Origin of the sequence: Marinicauda algicola (assembly GCF_017161425.1) — a bacterium.
GTDB classification, from domain to species: domain Bacteria; phylum Pseudomonadota; class Alphaproteobacteria; order Caulobacterales; family Maricaulaceae; genus Marinicauda; species Marinicauda algicola.
Map to the genome: position 1 here is coordinate 341,466 of NZ_CP071057.1, position 15,473 is coordinate 356,938.

Sequence of the window (15,473 nt, forward strand, 5' to 3'; positions counted from 1 at the left end):
TGGCTGGGTGAAGGGTCGAAGCGCCAGGATTGTCGGGAGGACTTCGAGCCACTTCCCGGCGCGCGCGGTGCGAGTCGCACTCGTCAGGATCATGTGTGGCCCCCGCCCGTTGTCGGGCGACAGCATCGCCGAAACCGGCGCGGGGCGCAAACTTGTTTTCGAAGGGTTGGCGAGACGGGCGTCACTCCCATCCTGCTGCCGTGAGTCAGGGGCTTGACGCCCTTATGACATTCGGGTCATGTTTGTCTCACGACAGGGCCTGACCGTCTTGTCTCTAAGCGGCGTTTCTGGGGAGGAGACGTCTCTTAATCGACCAACCGAACGCTCAGCCCGGCATCTTGCGATGCCGGGCTTTTTTTGTCCGATGCCGGGGCCTTCCGCGCGGGACCGGTCCGGCCCCGCGCGGGCGGGCCTCAGTTGCCCTCGAGGTCGGGAGCGGCCGGCGGCGCAGGGGGCGCGGCCGGCTCCCCGTGTTCCTCCAGCCAGGCTTCCTTCTCGGCGCCTTCGAGTTCGCGGCCGTCGACCCAGACCCGGATCTCGTTATCGCGCCGGCGGATGCGGATCTGGCCGCCCTCGCCGTTACCGCGGAAACGGGCTTCTGCACCGGCCAGCAGCGGGGCTTCCGCCGAAGTCCGGTAAAAAAGGACGCGGTGGTGGCCCGGACCCTCCTCGTCGAGCAGTGCCAGGGCGTCGGCGTGCTCGGCACGGAACTCCTCGATGTCCCGGCGCAGATCGTCGCGCGCCTCGGTGAGGTCCTCGATCTCGTCAGCGGTGAGTTCGCGGCGTTCCCCGTCGTCATGGACCCAGCCGCGCTCCAGCGCGCGCTCGATCCCGGCAAGGCCCGCTTCCATGCCTGAAAGGCCGGCCGAGAGCCCGACGATGCGCATGCGCTCGCCATGGGCGGCCATGGCCTCGGCGCGTTCGGCCATGCGGCGGGCGTGCTCTTCCATGCGCTGGCCGTGTTCCTCGTGGAAGCGCTCGATCTCGGCGACACGGACGCGCACGCGGTCCTCGTCGAGTTCGGACAGGACGGCAAGCTGCTCGCCGAGCCCGGCAAGACTCTCGGCCAGCTCCTCCATCTCGGCCTCGAACTCGGCGCGCTCCTCCTCGCTCCAGCCTGTGCCGTCGAATTCGAAGTCGAAGTCGAAGCCGATGTGCGGTGCGTGCGGTGCGCCGGGGGCATGGGGCGGCCGGGGGGCGCCTTCCAGTGCGGCGTTCAGCGCGTCGCGCGCGCTCTCTCCGTCGGCAAGCTCGATGCGTTCGCCATTGATCAGCAGGACGCGGGTTTCGCCGTCATGACCGGCGATTTCGCTGGCGCTGGCGGTTGTGCAGGCGATGAGCAGGGGGGCGGCCGCAGCCGCCATCAGAAGGCGTTTCATGGATCAGTCTCCCGTCGAGTTCGGGCCCAACTGACCACGGCGCAGATTACACGATCGCGTCAGCCGGGTTAAATCTTCGTCATGCTGGGTCGGGTCAGCTGCCGATCGGGCCTCCATCGGCTTTCGTGACCGCCACGACCGCGGAGCGCGGGACCATGTCCTCGCGGAAATCCGGCCAGCGGCTGAGCGGTTCGGTGATCGTGGCCTCGCCGCTGATGCCGGGATGCTGTACGGCGACGAACAGCGTCTGCCCGTCGGGGGTGAAGCAGGGCCCGCACAGCTCCGCCCCGGCCGGGCAGCGGTAGAAGTGCTTGAGATAGCGTGCGCCCGGACCGTGCGTGTCGGTGGCCCACAGCCCGTTGCAATGACCGATGTCCATGCCGTGATCGGTCGCGATCCACAGCCGGCCGGCCGGATCGAACGCCGCGTTGTCGGGATTGGTCATCCAGCCCGACTGCGAGAGAGCCGGGTGATAGAGCGCATTGTGGCTGTCCTCGGCCGGATCGCCGCAGCGGATGAACACGTCCCACAAAAAGACGTCCGCCGCCGGGTCGGGCCGGCCGGCGCCATTGCGCGGCGGATCCATGCGCAGGACATGGCCGTAGCGATTGTTCGCGCGCGGATTGGCGGCATCGGGCGTCGCGCGAAGCGAATTGCCGGTCAGCATCAGCCAGACCGAGCCGTCGCTCTCGCGCACCTCGACATCCTCGGGCCGGTCCATCGGCGTCGCGCCGACGAGCTTGGCCGCGCGGCGCGTCTCGATCAGCACGTCGGCCTGGGAGGCGAAGCCGTTGCCCTCGCGCAGCGGGCCTTCGCCGAAGACGAGCGGAAGCCAGGTCAGCCGGCCGTCGGCGCCGAAGCGCGCGACGCTGAGCGTGCCCTCGTCGAGAATGTCCCGGCCGCTCTCCGGATTCGCCGGGTCGAAGGCGCGCGCCGAAACGAAGCGGTAGAGATGCTCGAACGGGCGGTCGTCGCCGGAATAGACCACCACCCGCCCGTCCGGAGCTAGGGTCACGCTGGCGGCCTCGTGGGCGAAGCGCCCGAGTGCGGTGCGCTTGACCGGCCGGGCTTCGGCGTCGAAAGGATCGATCTCCACCACCCAGCCGAAATGGTTCGGCTCGCGCGGTTCGGTGGCGAGGTCGAAGCGCGCCTCGGCATGGCGCCACCACGGGAAGGCATTGGGCCGCGGCAGGTCGTAGCCCTGATAGGCGATGGTCTCGCGATGGGCGGGGTCGGGCTCGCCCGAGAAGAACAGGAAGAAGCCTTCCTCGCAGGTCAGATAGGTATTCCACGGCGTCTGGCCGCCGGCGCAATTGCCGTACGTGCCGCGCGCTTCGAGCCCGTCCGGGCTGGCCGAGGTGCGCATGCGTTCATCGCCCGCCGCCGGGCCGGAGAGTCGCATGGGAGTCGTGGCCGAGATGCGCCGCGTCGCCGGGCCGGGCTCCACCCGCCAGCGCCCGTCCGCGCCGCGGGCGACGTGGACGATGGACACCCCCACCGCCTCCATCGCGGCGCGCGCGGAATGCGCCAGCGCAGCCTCGTCCGCGCCGAACGGCTCGAAGTCGGGGAACTGGTACGTCATGAAGGTGAACTCGTTGTTCACGCACAGGAGTCCGCGGTCCGACCGCCGCTCCTCGCCGAAATAGGCGATGAAGTCGTTCTGCGTTCCGAACTGGCGCGCCTGGGCCTCTGCGCTCTGGTTCCAGGGATCGAAGACGGGAGCGTCGGGGAACATCGCGTCGCCCCAGCGGATCAGCACCTCGGCCCGGTAGCCCGGCGCGACGGCGTGGTCCGGCTCGATCGCGTGATCGAGCTGCGTGAAGGCGAGGCTGGAGACACCGTCCTGGAGCGCCCGGGCGCCCCCGGCCGGCAGCCCGGCGGCAAGCCCGGCCCCGCCCAGGAGGCCCAGGGCTGCGCGCCGCGTCAGGCGCCGGTCGATCAGTTCGCCGATAGAGTGCGCGGTCATTTGGGATCCCCTCGTCGCGGCGTCTGGAACGGCAATAAGTGATCAAGAGACCATCTTATTGAAGGGGGCGGGAAATGACGATCGCGTGAATGCAAAAAAGAAGGGCGGTCCGAAGACCGCCCTTCCGTTCGATTGCCGATGGGGCAGGGCTTCCTAGAAGCCCATGTCGCCCATGCCGCCGCCCGGCATCGCCGGCGCGGATTCTTTCTTCGGCTTCTCGGCCACGGCCGCTTCGGTCGTGATGAAGAGACCGGCCACCGACGCGGCGTCCTGCAGCGCGTGACGCACCACCTTGGCCGGGTCGATCACACCGAATTCGAACATGTCGCCATATTCCTCGGTGTAGGCGTTGTAGCCGAAGCCGCGGCTCTCGTGATCGCGGACCTTGCCGACCACGATCGAGCCTTCCACGCCCGCGTTCTGGGCGATCTGACGGATCGGGGCCTGCAGGGCGCGCGCGATGATCGCGATGCCCTGGGTCTGGTCCTCGTTCTCGCCTTCCAGGCCTTCGAGCGCCTTGACGGCTTTCAGCAGGGCCACGCCGCCACCGGCGACGATGCCTTCCTCGACCGCGGCGCGGGTCGCATTGAGCGCGTCGTCGACACGGTCCTTGCGCTCCTTCACCTCGATTTCCGAGGCGCCGCCGACCTTGATCACGGCCACACCGCCGGCGAGCTTGGCAAGGCGCTCCTGGAGCTTCTCCTTGTCGTACTCCGACGTGGTGTCCTCGATCTGCTTGCGGATCTGGTTCACGCGGCCCTCGATGCTGGCCTTGTCACCGGCACCGTCGACGATCGTGGTGTCGTCCTTGGTGATGGTGACCTTCTTGGCCGTGCCGAGCATGTCGAGCGTGACGTTCTCCAGCTTGATGCCGAGGTCTTCGCTGACGACCTGGCCGCCGGTCAGGACCGCGATGTCCTCCAGCATGGCCTTGCGGCGGTCGCCGAAGCCCGGAGCCTTCACGGCGGCGATCTTCAGGCCGCCGCGCAGCTTGTTGACCACCAAGGTGGCGAGCGCCTCGCCCTCGACGTCCTCGGCGATGATGAGCAGCGGACGGTTCGACTGGACCACCGACTCCAGCACCGGGAGCATCGGCTGCAGCGAGGAGAGCTTCTTCTCGAACAGCAGGATGTAGGGGTCTTCCAGCTCGGCGCGCATCTTCTCCGCGTCGGTGATGAAGTACGGGGAGAGATAGCCGCGGTCGAACTGCATGCCCTCGACGACCTCGAGTTCGGTCTCGAGCGCCTTGGCTTCCTCGACCGTGATCACGCCCTCATTGCCGACCTTCTCCATGGCGCGGGCGATCATCTCGCCGATTTCCTTCTCGCCATTGGCCGAGATCGTGCCGACCTGGGAGATCTCCGAGGAGCCCTTGATCGGGGTGGAGTTGGCCTTGATGTCCTCGACGACCTTCTTCACCGCGGTGTCGATGCCGCGCTTGAGGTCCATCGGGTTCATGCCGGCCGCGACCGACTTCATGCCTTCGCGAATGATCGCCTGGGCGAGCACCGTGGCGGTCGTGGTGCCGTCGCCGGCCTCGTCATTGGTGCGCTGGGCCACTTCGCGGACCATCTGCGCGCCCATGTTCTCGAACTTGTCTTCCAGCTCGATTTCCTTGGCCACGGACACGCCGTCCTTCGTGGTGCGCGGGGCGCCGAAGGACTTCTCGATGACGACGTTGCGGCCCTTGGGGCCCAGGGTGACCTTCACCGCGTCGGCGAGGATATCCACGCCCTTGAGCATCTTGTCGCGGGCGGAGGCGGAGAACTTGACGTCTTTGGCTGCCATGATTGCAAACCTTCCTGTCTGATCGGTGGAGTATCGAGGTCGCGATTTCGCGTGGAATTACGCGGCTTTCGCGGCCTTCTTGCCTTCGATGATGCCGAGGATGTCGGACTCTTTCATGATCAGGAGCTCTTCACCCTCGATCGTGACTTCGGTGCCCGACCACTTGCCGAACAGGACGCGGTCGCCGGCCTTCACGTCGAGCGGACGCACCGTGCCGTCTTCCTTGATCGCGCCGCCGCCGACGGCGACGACTTCGCCTTCCTGCGGCTTTTCCTTGGCGGTATCGGGGATGATGATCCCGCCCTTGGTCTTGGCTTCTTCCTCGATGCGCTTCACGAGCACGCGGTCGTGCAGAGGACGAAAGGTCATCGCTTCTCTACTCCATGCTTGGGCCTGAGGGCCCTTCGGGGTTGTGAGATCTAGCCGCCGGCGGTCGCGTTAGCACTCGCACCGGCCGGCTGCTAACAGCGCGGAGGTAAGAGGCGGGCGCCAAGCCGTCAAGAGGGCGAAAATGCGGCGCGCGAATATTTTTGCGCCTGGGCCCGCCCGGGCCCCGGTTCAGCCACAGTTCATCGCCATGTCGCTTGTCTGTAGTAGCGTTCGGGCAACCGGGGCGGTAGGCTCCGCGTTGTCCACTTCGGATTTTCACCGCGAACCAGGAGGCTCGCATGATGTTTCGTTCGATTCTCGCCGGCGCGATGGCCCTCGGCCTTGCCGCCGCCTGCACCACCACCGACCAGTACGGCAACGTGACCCAGAACCGCACCGGGACCGGCGTGCTCGCCGGGGCGGCGGCCGGGGCGCTGCTTGGCACCCTCGCCGGCGGCGACGACCGGCGCAACGCGCTCATCGGCGCGGGCGTGGGCGCGCTCGCGGGCGGTGCGGTCGGCAACTACATGGACCGCCAGGAGCGCGAGTTCCGCGAGCGCCTGCGCGAATCCGGCGTCACCGTGCGCCGCGTCGGCAACGAGCTGGTGCTCATCATGCCGGGCAACCTGACCTTCCCGACCGATTCGGCGCAGATCCAGCCGCGCTTCGGCCCCGTGCTGAACGACGTGGCGGACGTGCTGCAGACCTATCCGGCGACCTATGTGGACATCATCGGTCATACCGATTCGGTGGGCTCGGCCGAGTACAACCAGACCCTCTCCGAGCGCCGGGCCAGCTCGGTCGCCTCGGCCCTGATCCAGCGCGGCGTACTCTCCGACCGGCTCTATGTCGCCGGCATGGGCGAGACGATGCCCATCGCGTCCAACGAGACCGACGAGGGCCGCGCCGCCAACCGCCGGGTCGAGATCAGGATCGCCCCGCACACCCAGAGCTAGGCGCCTTCGACGCCCGTCGAAAGACCGCGACGATGCCCGCCGGGGGCAACCCCGGCGGGCATTTTCGTTAACCTTCTGTCAAGCGGGGTTAACTCAGGTTAGCCTGCGACCGGGTGCGACCCTTGCGCGTGAGTCGGCAGGACGCCGGTTCCGGGCCCGGCGCAAGACGAGACGGGAAGCCAGAATGCCGCGCGTCAGCGATGTCCTCGTTGTTCTGACCTATGCGATGATCGCGGTCGTCGCGGCGCTGGGATTCGAGCGCTTCGGGCTGCTGTCCTCCGACCTTGCCTGGCTGATGGGCGCGGTGGTCTTCCTCATCGCCGGCCAGGTCCATGCCGCCGCGGCGCGTGCCGAGGAGCGCAAGGCCTTCAAGGAAGACATACACGAGCTGCGGGCGGCGAACCTCTCCCTGCTCGACGAGTTCGAGCAGCTGCAGACGCGCCTCGAGACGCTGGAAGCGGGCGAGACGCCGGCGCGCGAGGCCAGCGAGGACGAGGCCTACGAGCTGTCCGAGCCCGTCTCCGGCGGCGGGGAGGAGACCCGCATCTCCATCCCCCGACGCGGTCCGGCCTCCGGCCAGGACGAGCGCCTGATCGCCGAGCTCCTGAGCCGGCTCGAAGGTGCGGGGCAGGGGGCGGGCGCCCAGCCGGTCCAGGCGACGGACGCGGAGATCGTGCGCGCCGCGCTCGATGCCAACCGGATCGATCTCTATCTCCAGCCCGTCGTCAGCCTGCCCCAGCGGCGCACCTATTTCTACGAGGGCTATTCGCGCCTGCGCGACGAGACCGGCGCGGTGCTGCCCCCGGCCGCCTTCCTGAAGGCCGCCGAGGACGCCCATCTCATCACCGATCTCGACAATCTGATGCTGTTCCGCTGCGTGCAGATCATCCGCAAGCTGACCAAGTCGGACCGGCGCATCGGCATCTTCTGCAACGTTTCCCTGCGCTCGCTCGCGGACGAGGACTTCTTCCCGGCCTTCCTCGATTTCCTGCGGAGGAATTCCGACCTCGCCGGCTCGCTCATCTTCGAGATGACGCAGGCCGCCTTCGAGGGCCGCTCGGCGACCGCGGCGCGCAACATGGCGCGCCTGTCCGATTACGGCTTCCGCTTCTCCATCGACCAGGTGAACAATCTCAGCCTGGATCTCGCCGAGCTGCAGCGCGCCGGCGTGCGCTTCGCCAAGATCGAGGGCCGCCGCCTGATCGACGCCGCCCACGGGGCGGAATCCATCGCGGGCCGCGAACCCGGCGCCATCGCGCCGGAGGACATCGCCGGCCTGTTCGCCCGCTACGGCGTCGATCTCGTCGCAGAGAAGATCGAGACCGAGAGCACCGTCGTGGAAGTCCTCGACCTCGATGTCGGCTACGCGCAAGGCCACCTCTTCGGCGCCCCGCGCCCCGTGCGCGAGGACGTGATCGCGGAAGCCGACTACACCGCGCAGAAGCGGGCGGGGTAGCTCCAACCCGTTGCCCGCCGAAAGGCGGGACCCGGGGACCGAAGAGCACCGTCCCCCGATGCCGGCGCGCGGCCTCACTGGGCCCCGGCTTGCGCCGGGGAGCCATACATGGGCCTTTCTCCCGCCGCCCCTTCGTCTTGCGCTGCAGCACGGGCGTTGGTACGTGACGCGGGACCCGCATTTCCACGCCTTCCGGAGCCCTTTCCATGTCCGTCACCGAGGATGATGTCCGGCGTATTGCCCGGCTTGCCCGCATCGCCGAGCCGACCGACCGTCTCGCGAAGCTCACCGCCGAGCTCAACGGCATTCTCGACTGGGTCGAGCAGCTGAACGAGGTCGACGTGACGGGCGCCGAGCCGATGACGACGCCGGTGAACACCCCGCTGCCGATGCGCAAGGACGAGGTGACCGATGGCGGCATCCAGGACCAGATCCTGAAGAATGCGCCGAAGGCCGAAGAGGGCTTCTTCGTCGTGCCGAAGAGCGTGGAGTAGACCATGACCGATTTTTCCGCGCTCACCCTGGTCGAAGCCGCCGAGGGGCTGAAGAACAAGGAGTTCTCCGCCGTCGAACTCGCCGAGTTCACGCTGGAGCGGGCCCACGCCGCGCAAGGCGCGCTCAACGCCTTCACCGTGATCGATGCCGGCCGCGCCATGGCGATGGCGAAGGCGAGCGACGAACGCATCGCGAAGGGCGAGGCGCGCGCTCTCGAAGGCGTGCCGGTCGCGATGAAGGATCTGTTCGCGGTGGAGGGCGTGGAGACCACGGCCTCGTCGAACATCCTGAAAGGGTTCACCCCGACCTACGAATCCACCGTCTCGAAGAATCTCTGGGATGCCGGCGCGGTGTTCTTCGCCAAGACCAGCATGGACGAGTTCGCCATGGGCTCGTCCAACGAGACCGCCGCTTCCGGCCCCGTGGTCAATCCCTGGCGCGCGAAGGGGTCTGAGGAAAAGCTCGTTCCCGGCGGCAGCTCGGGCGGCTCGGCTGCGGCACTGGCGGCGGGCATTTCCTACGGCGCGACGGGCACCGATACCGGCGGCTCGATCCGCCAGCCGGCGGCATTCGCCGGCCTCGTCGGGGTCAAGCCGACCTATGGGCGCTGCTCGCGCTGGGGCGTGGTGGCGTTCGCCTCCTCGCTCGACCATCCGGGGCCCTTGGCGAAGACCGTGCGCGACGCGGCGATCCTGACGCGCGAGATGGCCGGTCCCGACCCGAAGGACTCCACCAGCTATACCGGCCCGGTTCCCGATTTCGAGAAGGCCGTGGGCAGGTCGGTGAAGGGCCTGAAGATCGGCATCCCGGCCGAGTACCGCGTCGAGGGCATGCCGCAGGAGATCGAGACGCTGTGGAGCCAGGGCCGCGACTGGCTGAAGGCGGCGGGCGCGGAGATCGTCGACATCTCCCTGCCGATGACGAAATACGCCCTGCCGGCCTATTACATCATCGCCCCGGCCGAGGCCTCCTCCAACCTCGCGCGCTATGACGGCATGCGCTACGGCCAGCGCGTGGAGGGCGAGGACCTCACCGACACCTACGAGAAGACGCGCGCGGCCGGCTTCGGCACCGAGGTGCAACGCCGCGTCCTCATCGGCACCTACGTGCTGAGCGCGGGCTATTACGATGCCTATTACCTGAAGGCCCTCAAGGTCCGCCGCCGCATCCTGGAGGATTTCAACGCCGCCTTCGAGACCGTCGACGCGATCCTCACGCCCACCACGCCGTCTGCCGCGTTCGCCATCGGGTCCAAGGCCAAGGCGAGCCCGATCGAGATGTATCTCAACGACATCTTCACCGTCACCGCCAATATCGCCGGCATCCCGGCGATGAGCGTGCCGGCGGGCCTCGACAAGAACGGCCTGCCCCTCGGCCTGCAGGTCATCACCCGCGCGCTCGACGAGGAGACCATGTTCTCCGTCGGCGCCGCGCTGGAGGATGCGGCGGGGTTCGACGCGAAGGCGGAGGTTTGGTGGTGACCGAGGAGGTCAACACCCTTGTTGAGGCGCTGAGTTCTGCGGTCTTGAGGATCGGTCTGGTCCTGCTCTTGGGAATAACGCCAGGATTGGCGCTCTTCGGTTCAAGTTTCTGGTTTTCTTCGATAGGCCAAGCGATCGTAGTCGCAATAGTGCTATTTGCGGCGGCGCTGGTCGCCATTTACATTGTTAAGGGAATTAAGAAAATCGGGCCAGTTCTGCCCACTCCTTCTATGAACTCGACCGGACCAGGGGTTCGTACCGTACTTATCGCCATTTCCGGTGCATTGATTGCTTTAGGTGGTGATCAAGAGAGATTTGTCCCAGTTGATATTGTTTTACTGTGTGCACTCTTTGTGTCAATGCTCCTTATTTTGCTCAGTTGGCATTTTTTGAAATTTAAATCGATCGCGCGCGCAAAACTTGAACGCGATGCAGAGCGCATCCTACAGATCCGCCTCGATTTGGAGAACGTGATCGTAAAGAACATTCATCTCCAGAATGAATTTTACGACCTGATGGCTACGTATTTCCTCGTCGCTGGTGCTTCGGTATTCGTGGTTCGGGCAATTTTGTTTACATGACCCGCCGCCTCCTCATCCTCGCCTTCGCTGTCCTCGCCATCCTCGGCGCGTTGATGATCCGCGGCCTGTTCGGCGAGGGCGGGTGGCAGATGGCGTTCGGGATCACCTTCCTGGTCGCCGGGGCGCTGGGCATGCTCAATGTCTTCTTCTTCGCCCGCCTCAAGAAATCGCTCGACGCGATGGCCGGTGAGAGCCGAGACTAGGCTCATGAGAGCCATCTGGTACGACACGCAAGGGCCTGCCGAGGACGTTCTGACGCTGGGCGAGGTCGACACGCCCGAGCCGGGGCCCGGCGAGGTCTGCGTGTGGATGCACGCGAGCGGGGTGAACCCCTCCGACGTCAAGACGCGCTCCGGCCTGCGCGGGGCAATGGCGGTGAGACGCCAGATCCCCCATTCGGACGGCGCCGGCGTCATCAAGAAGATCGGCGAGGGCGTCGACCCGGCGCGGATCGGCGAGCGGGTCTGGGTGCACAACGCCGCCTTCCGGCGCGAGGGCGGCACCTGCGCGGAGGTCTGCGTGGTGCCCGCCGAATGGGCCCACCCCCTGCCCGACACTGTCAGCTTCGAACAGGGCGCCTGCCTCGGCATCCCCGCGATGACCGCCCACCGCGCCCTGTTCTGCGGCGGCAGGCTCGCCGGCAAGTCCGTGCTCGTCACCGGCGGGGCCGGCGCGGTCGGGGAGATGGCCATCCAGCTCGCGCGCTGGGGCCGGGCGGGCCGGATCATCGCCACCGCCTCCGGGCCGGAAAAGGCCGCGATCGCGCTCGCCGCGGGGGCCGACGAGGTCGTCAACTACCGCCAGCAGGACGTCGCCGAGGCGGTCCGCGCGGCCACCGGCGAAGAGGGCGTCGATCTGATCGTGGAGGTGGAGTTCGGCGCAAATCTCGAGGCGAGCGCGAAGGCGCTGAAGCCCCACGGCGTCGTCGCGAGCTATGCCTCGACCGGGGAGCCGGCGCCGAGACTGCCCTTCTACGACCTCATGTTCCTCAATGCGCGCATCCAGACCGTCTTCGTCTACACCCTCACCGAGGCCCAGCGCGCGGCCGCGGTCCACGACATCACCGCCGCGCTCGAAGCCGGTGCGCTGACGCCCCGCGTCGCCGGGGTCTGGGACCTTGAAGACACGGCTACGGCGCATGCGGCGGTGGAAGCCGGCGACATGATCGGGACGGTGGTGGTGCGGGTCTAGGGTGCGTCGGGTTCGTCCGTGCGAGGGCGAACCCCGCCGGGTGCCGGCGGCGATGCACGGGCCCCGGATCTTTCGATCACGCTTCGAGCGGCGGCAGGAACGCCAGCAGAGAGGCGATATAGGCGAGGTTTAGCGCGACCCCCACGAGGGTCGCCGCCTCGATCCGGCGATGGGATATGAGGTCGTAGACCGGCAGCACGAGCAGCAGGACGAACCACGGGATGATCGCGTCCATCTCGCCGCGCCCGAACACCTGGACCAGCCGGGCATAGGCGGGAAGCATCAGCGCCAGGGCCGCGAACATCATGAAGCGCTTGTGGAAGGCCGGCCGGCCCCGCATGACGAGCGCCGCGCCGTAGAACGCGATGAAGAGCACGCAATTGCCGGCATTCGCGATGAGGATCGTCGGGACGCCGGTGCGCACCATGTTGGCGTAGGACACGTAGAGGCCGGTCCCGATCACGAGCGGGACCAGGGCGAGGCTGGACAGGCCCAACGCCTGGTGCAGGCCGATACGCCCGTTCGCGACGAGCAGGGTCTGGGTCACCAGGAGGGCGTACCAGGTGCCCATCGAGGCGGCATGCAGGTGAAGGACCGGCCGGATCGGCGGCAGGCGTTCCGGGTTCAGGACTGCATGAAGCGGAAAGCTGAACACGACGATGAGGAAGAGCGCCAGGGCGAAGTAAAGGAAGAAGCGGTCCGCCTTCGCAGGCGCCAGCGTCGCATCTGCCATCGCTCATCCCCCCGGAGCCGGCCCGGACCGAGCCGAAATCACTTTATTACCGAAACGTGAAGCACGGCAAGCGAGCCGGCCCTGGGATCGGCCACCACCCTCCATCCTTGACGCGGCGCCCCGCCTCGCCGAAGAAACAGGGCTTCGACCTCACCCGCCTTTCAGGACACCTCCATGCCGCTCGACACCGCCGACCACACCTATCGCATTCCGGGCCAGACCGGGGACTGGGAGATCGTCGTGGGGCTCGAGGTCCATGCCCAGGTCAAGAGCAAGGCCAAGCTGTTCTCCGGCGCCTCCACCGAGTTCGGCGCCGCGCCCAACAGCCAGGTCAGCCTCGTGGATGCGGCCATGCCCGGAATGCTGCCCGTGATCAACGAGGAGTGCGTGGCCCAGGCCGTGCGTACCGGGCTGGGGCTGAACGCGAAGATCAACCGCTATTCGCGCTTCGACCGGAAGAACTATTTCTACCCCGACCTGCCGCAGGGCTATCAGATCAGCCAGTTCGCCCATCCGATCGTGGGCGAGGGCGAGATCGAGTGCGAGCGCGACGACGGCTCGCGCTTCACCGTCGGCATCGAGCGCCTGCACCTGGAACAGGACGCGGGCAAGTCGATCCACGATCTCGATCCGAACGCGACCTATGTCGACCTCAACCGCTCCGGCGTCGCGCTGATGGAGATCGTCTCGCGCCCGCACGTGCGCTCGCCTGCGGATGCGGCGGCCTATGTGCGCACGCTTCGAACCATCGTGCGCTATCTCGACACCTGCGGCGGCGACATGGAGAAGGGCCAGCTGCGCGCGGACGTGAACGTCTCGGTCTGCCGGCCCGGCGATTACGAGAAGTTCCGCGAAACCGGCGACTTCATGCATCTCGGCACGCGCTGCGAGATCAAGAACGTCAACTCCATGCGCTTCATCATGCAGGCGATCGAATACGAGGCGCAGCGCCAGATCGACCTCATCGAGGAGGGCAAGCTCGTCGTCCAGGAGACCCGCCTGTTCGACGCCAATGCCGGCGTGACGCGCTCCATGCGCTCCAAGGAGGAAGCCCACGACTATCGCTATTTCCCCGATCCGGACCTGCTGCCGCTGAAGCTCGAGGAGTCCTTCATCGACGGGCTCAAGGCCCGCCTGCCCGAACTGCCGGCCGAGAAGCGCAAGCGCTTCATCGAGGTGCTGGGCCTGTCCGAGTACGACGCCTCGGTGCTGACTGCGGACAAGGACCGGGCGGACTATTTCGAGGCCGTGATCGAGGGGCGCGACGCCAAGCTCGCCGCCAACTGGGTCAATAACGAGCTGTTCGGGCGCCTGAACAAGGAGGGCCTCGCGATCTCCGAAAGCCCGGTCTCGCCCGGTCAGCTCGGCAAGCTCGTCAAGCTGATCGAGACCGACGTGATCTCCGGCAAGATCGCCAAGGAAGTCTTCGAGATCCTGTGGGACGAGGGCGGCGATCCGGAGGTGATCGTCGAGGAGAAGGGCCTGAAGCAGATCACCGACACCTCTGCCATCGAGCAGGTCGTCGACGATCTCATCGCGGCCAATCCCGACCAGGCCGAGCAGGTGCGCGAGAAGCCGAAAGCCATGGGCTGGTTCGTCGGCCAGGTCATGAAGGCCACGGGCGGCAAGGCCAACCCCCAGGCGGTCAACGAGATCCTGCGCAGGAAGCTGCTGGGGTAGGGAGCGGGGAATGGCTGGAAGCGGCCGGTATATCGTGCGCGCGGCCGAGATCGCGCAGTCGGCGCAGACCTTCAGCCATCCTCTCAATCCCGACTCCGAAATCGCCGGGGTTCAGCTCGCTGAGAAACACCGGAGAGCGCGATCTCGTCTACCTGATGGGCGGGGAACGGCTCACCGACGAGATGGCCGAGTTCCCGCGCCACGGCAAACGCCTCCTGCGCGCCGGTGATCGGGCCGAGATCGTGGACGAAGCGGCGATCCGGTCGTTCTGGCCGCAGACCTGAGCGGTCAGGCGCCTTCTTTTCTGCCGGAGGCGGATCGGCCATCATCTCCCGCATGTGGAAGCCCGTCCTCCTCTACGCCGTCGCCCTCGCCATCGGCGTGTTCGCGCTGGAATGGCTGCAATACCGCTACCTGGCGCGCGCCTTCGGGATCGAGATCTTCCTTCTTCTCGTCGCGCTCGGCTTCGCCGGGCTCGGGGCCTGGCTCGCCGTCACGCTGACGCGGCGCGCGCCGGCGCCCGACGGCTTCGTGCGCAACGAGGCGGCTCTCGCCTCGCTCGCCATCACGCCGCGCGAGTACGAGGTCCTCGAAGGCCTCGTCTCGGGTGCCTCGAACAAGCAGATCGCCCGCAGGCTCGCCTGTTCGCCCAACACCGTGAAGACCCATGCCGCGAGCCTCTACCGCAAGCTGGAAGTCACCGGCCGGGTCGGCGCGATCGAGAAGGCGCGCTTCTTGTCGCTCATCCCCTGACCGGGCGAATCCGTGCGAACTCACCCGTCCGGGTGATGGCGCGGTGGATGAATTCGGGGCTCTTCTGGTGCATCGTCACGTCAGGGAGGCCCTCATGGGACACAATTCGATACTGCGTTACACACTCCTCTTCGGCGCCATTGCCGGGATCGTCGTCAGCGTGCTGCTCGTGCTGGGCGCGAGCTTCGGCGGTGATCACACCGGCCCCTGGGCGATGGCCTTCGGCTATCTGTCCATGCTCGTCGCGCTGTCCTTCGTCTTCGTCGGGGTCAAGCGCTATCGCGACGTGGCGAAGGGCGGGGCGATCCGCTTCTGGCCGGCCTTCGGCCTGGGGGTGCTGATCGCGCTCGTCGCGAGCGTCTTCTACGTCGTGACATGGGAGGTCTACAGCGCGCTGACCGCGGGGGACTGGATGGCCGAGCACATCGCCGCCACGATCGAGGCCCGGCGTGCGGCCGGAGCCTCGCCCGAGGAGATCGCCGCGCTCTCCGCCGAGATGGAAGGCTTCGCCCGGCTCTATGCCAACTGGTGGTTCCGCATGCCGGTCACGCTGTCGGAAATCCTGCCCGTGGGTATTCTCGTGGCGCTCATCTCGGCGGCGATCCTGCGCAATCCGAAGGTCCTGCCGGCGCGGCCGTGAGGGGG

16 protein-coding genes are annotated in these 15,473 nt (G+C 67.2%); 10 read left to right on the top strand and 6 right to left on the bottom strand.

The annotated features are described in order from the left end of the window. Positions 1–413: 413 nt before the first annotated feature. The 4 genes from JW792_RS01700 to groES all read right to left on the bottom strand — a co-directional run bounded on the left by JW792_RS01700 (position 414) and on the right by groES (position 5,502). The gene (locus JW792_RS01700; protein ID WP_135994383.1) at positions 414–1,379 is read right to left on the bottom strand and encodes a hypothetical protein; all 966 of its coding nucleotides are present in this window, start codon (positions 1,377–1,379) and stop codon (positions 414–416) included. 94 nt (positions 1,380–1,473) lie between these two features. Next, positions 1,474–3,345, bottom strand: coding sequence for a PhoX family protein (locus JW792_RS01705; protein WP_135994382.1), 1,872 nt, complete (start codon positions 3,343–3,345; stop codon positions 1,474–1,476). Between the two features lie 153 nt (positions 3,346–3,498). Next, positions 3,499–5,133 carry a chaperonin GroEL gene (gene groL / locus JW792_RS01710; protein ID WP_135994381.1) on the bottom strand — a complete coding sequence of 545 codons (1,635 nt, stop codon included), beginning with the start codon at positions 5,131–5,133 and terminating at the stop codon, positions 3,499–3,501. Between the two features lie 57 nt (positions 5,134–5,190). Beyond that, positions 5,191–5,502, bottom strand: coding sequence for a co-chaperone GroES (gene groES / locus JW792_RS01715; protein WP_135994380.1), 312 nt, complete (start codon positions 5,500–5,502; stop codon positions 5,191–5,193). A 299-nt stretch (positions 5,503–5,801) separates the two neighbouring features. On the opposite strand from groES, the gene JW792_RS01720 reads away from it, so the two are divergent. The 7 genes from JW792_RS01720 (at position 5,802) to JW792_RS01750 (ending at position 11,662) form a co-directional block, all read left to right on the top strand. Beyond that, positions 5,802–6,458, top strand: a complete 657-nt coding sequence (locus JW792_RS01720) for a YiaD family glycine zipper/OmpA-like lipoprotein (RefSeq protein WP_135994379.1) — start codon at positions 5,802–5,804, stop codon at positions 6,456–6,458. A 184-nt stretch (positions 6,459–6,642) separates the two neighbouring features. Continuing rightward, positions 6,643–7,914 (top strand): EAL domain-containing protein, encoded by a 1,272-nt coding sequence (locus JW792_RS01725; protein ID WP_135994378.1) that lies wholly within the window; start codon positions 6,643–6,645, stop codon positions 7,912–7,914. A gap of 206 nt (positions 7,915–8,120) precedes the next feature. After that, positions 8,121–8,408: an Asp-tRNA(Asn)/Glu-tRNA(Gln) amidotransferase subunit GatC gene (gatC, locus tag JW792_RS01730; RefSeq protein WP_135994377.1), complete on the top strand. Its 288-nt coding sequence runs from the start codon at positions 8,121–8,123 to the stop codon at positions 8,406–8,408. Positions 8,409–8,411: 3 nt separating this feature from the next. Continuing rightward, positions 8,412–9,890 carry an Asp-tRNA(Asn)/Glu-tRNA(Gln) amidotransferase subunit GatA gene (gene gatA / locus JW792_RS01735; protein WP_135994376.1) on the top strand — a complete coding sequence of 493 codons (1,479 nt, stop codon included), beginning with the start codon at positions 8,412–8,414 and terminating at the stop codon, positions 9,888–9,890. Continuing rightward, positions 9,887–10,471, top strand: coding sequence for a hypothetical protein (locus JW792_RS01740; protein WP_135994375.1), 585 nt, complete (start codon positions 9,887–9,889; stop codon positions 10,469–10,471). Before gatA ends, JW792_RS01740 begins: the two co-directional genes overlap by 4 nt. Next, a complete protein-coding gene (locus JW792_RS01745) occupies positions 10,468–10,674 on the top strand; it encodes a hypothetical protein (RefSeq protein WP_135994374.1) in 207 nt (68 codons plus the stop codon). Before JW792_RS01740 ends, JW792_RS01745 begins: the two co-directional genes overlap by 4 nt. A 4-nt stretch (positions 10,675–10,678) precedes the next feature. Continuing rightward, positions 10,679–11,662 (top strand): NADPH:quinone reductase, encoded by a 984-nt coding sequence (locus JW792_RS01750; protein WP_135994373.1) that lies wholly within the window; start codon positions 10,679–10,681, stop codon positions 11,660–11,662. Positions 11,663–11,738: 76 nt separating this feature from the next. Here the strand turns inward: JW792_RS01750 and JW792_RS01755 are convergent, their stop codons facing one another. Beyond that, positions 11,739–12,395: a hypothetical protein gene (locus tag JW792_RS01755; RefSeq protein ID WP_135994372.1), complete on the bottom strand. Its 657-nt coding sequence runs from the start codon at positions 12,393–12,395 to the stop codon at positions 11,739–11,741. A 174-nt stretch (positions 12,396–12,569) separates the two neighbouring features. Between JW792_RS01755 and gatB the strand changes: the two genes are divergently transcribed. Beyond that, positions 12,570–14,075: an Asp-tRNA(Asn)/Glu-tRNA(Gln) amidotransferase subunit GatB gene (gene gatB / locus JW792_RS01760; protein WP_135994371.1), complete on the top strand. Its 1,506-nt coding sequence runs from the start codon at positions 12,570–12,572 to the stop codon at positions 14,073–14,075. Positions 14,076–14,158: 83 nt separating this feature from the next. Here gatB and JW792_RS01765 read toward each other — a convergent pair whose 3' ends face one another. Beyond that, positions 14,159–14,413, bottom strand: coding sequence for a hypothetical protein (locus JW792_RS01765; protein WP_158291508.1), 255 nt, complete (start codon positions 14,411–14,413; stop codon positions 14,159–14,161). Here JW792_RS01765 and JW792_RS01770 point away from each other — a divergent pair. Continuing rightward, positions 14,412–14,828: a response regulator transcription factor gene (locus JW792_RS01770; protein WP_135994370.1), complete on the top strand. Its 417-nt coding sequence runs from the start codon at positions 14,412–14,414 to the stop codon at positions 14,826–14,828. The genes JW792_RS01765 and JW792_RS01770 overlap by 2 nt on opposite strands. Positions 14,829–14,922: 94 nt before the next feature. Beyond that, entirely contained in the window at positions 14,923–15,468 is a 546-nt protein-coding gene (locus JW792_RS01775; RefSeq protein WP_206340879.1) for a DUF4199 domain-containing protein, read from the top strand. Positions 15,469–15,473 lie beyond the last annotated feature (5 nt).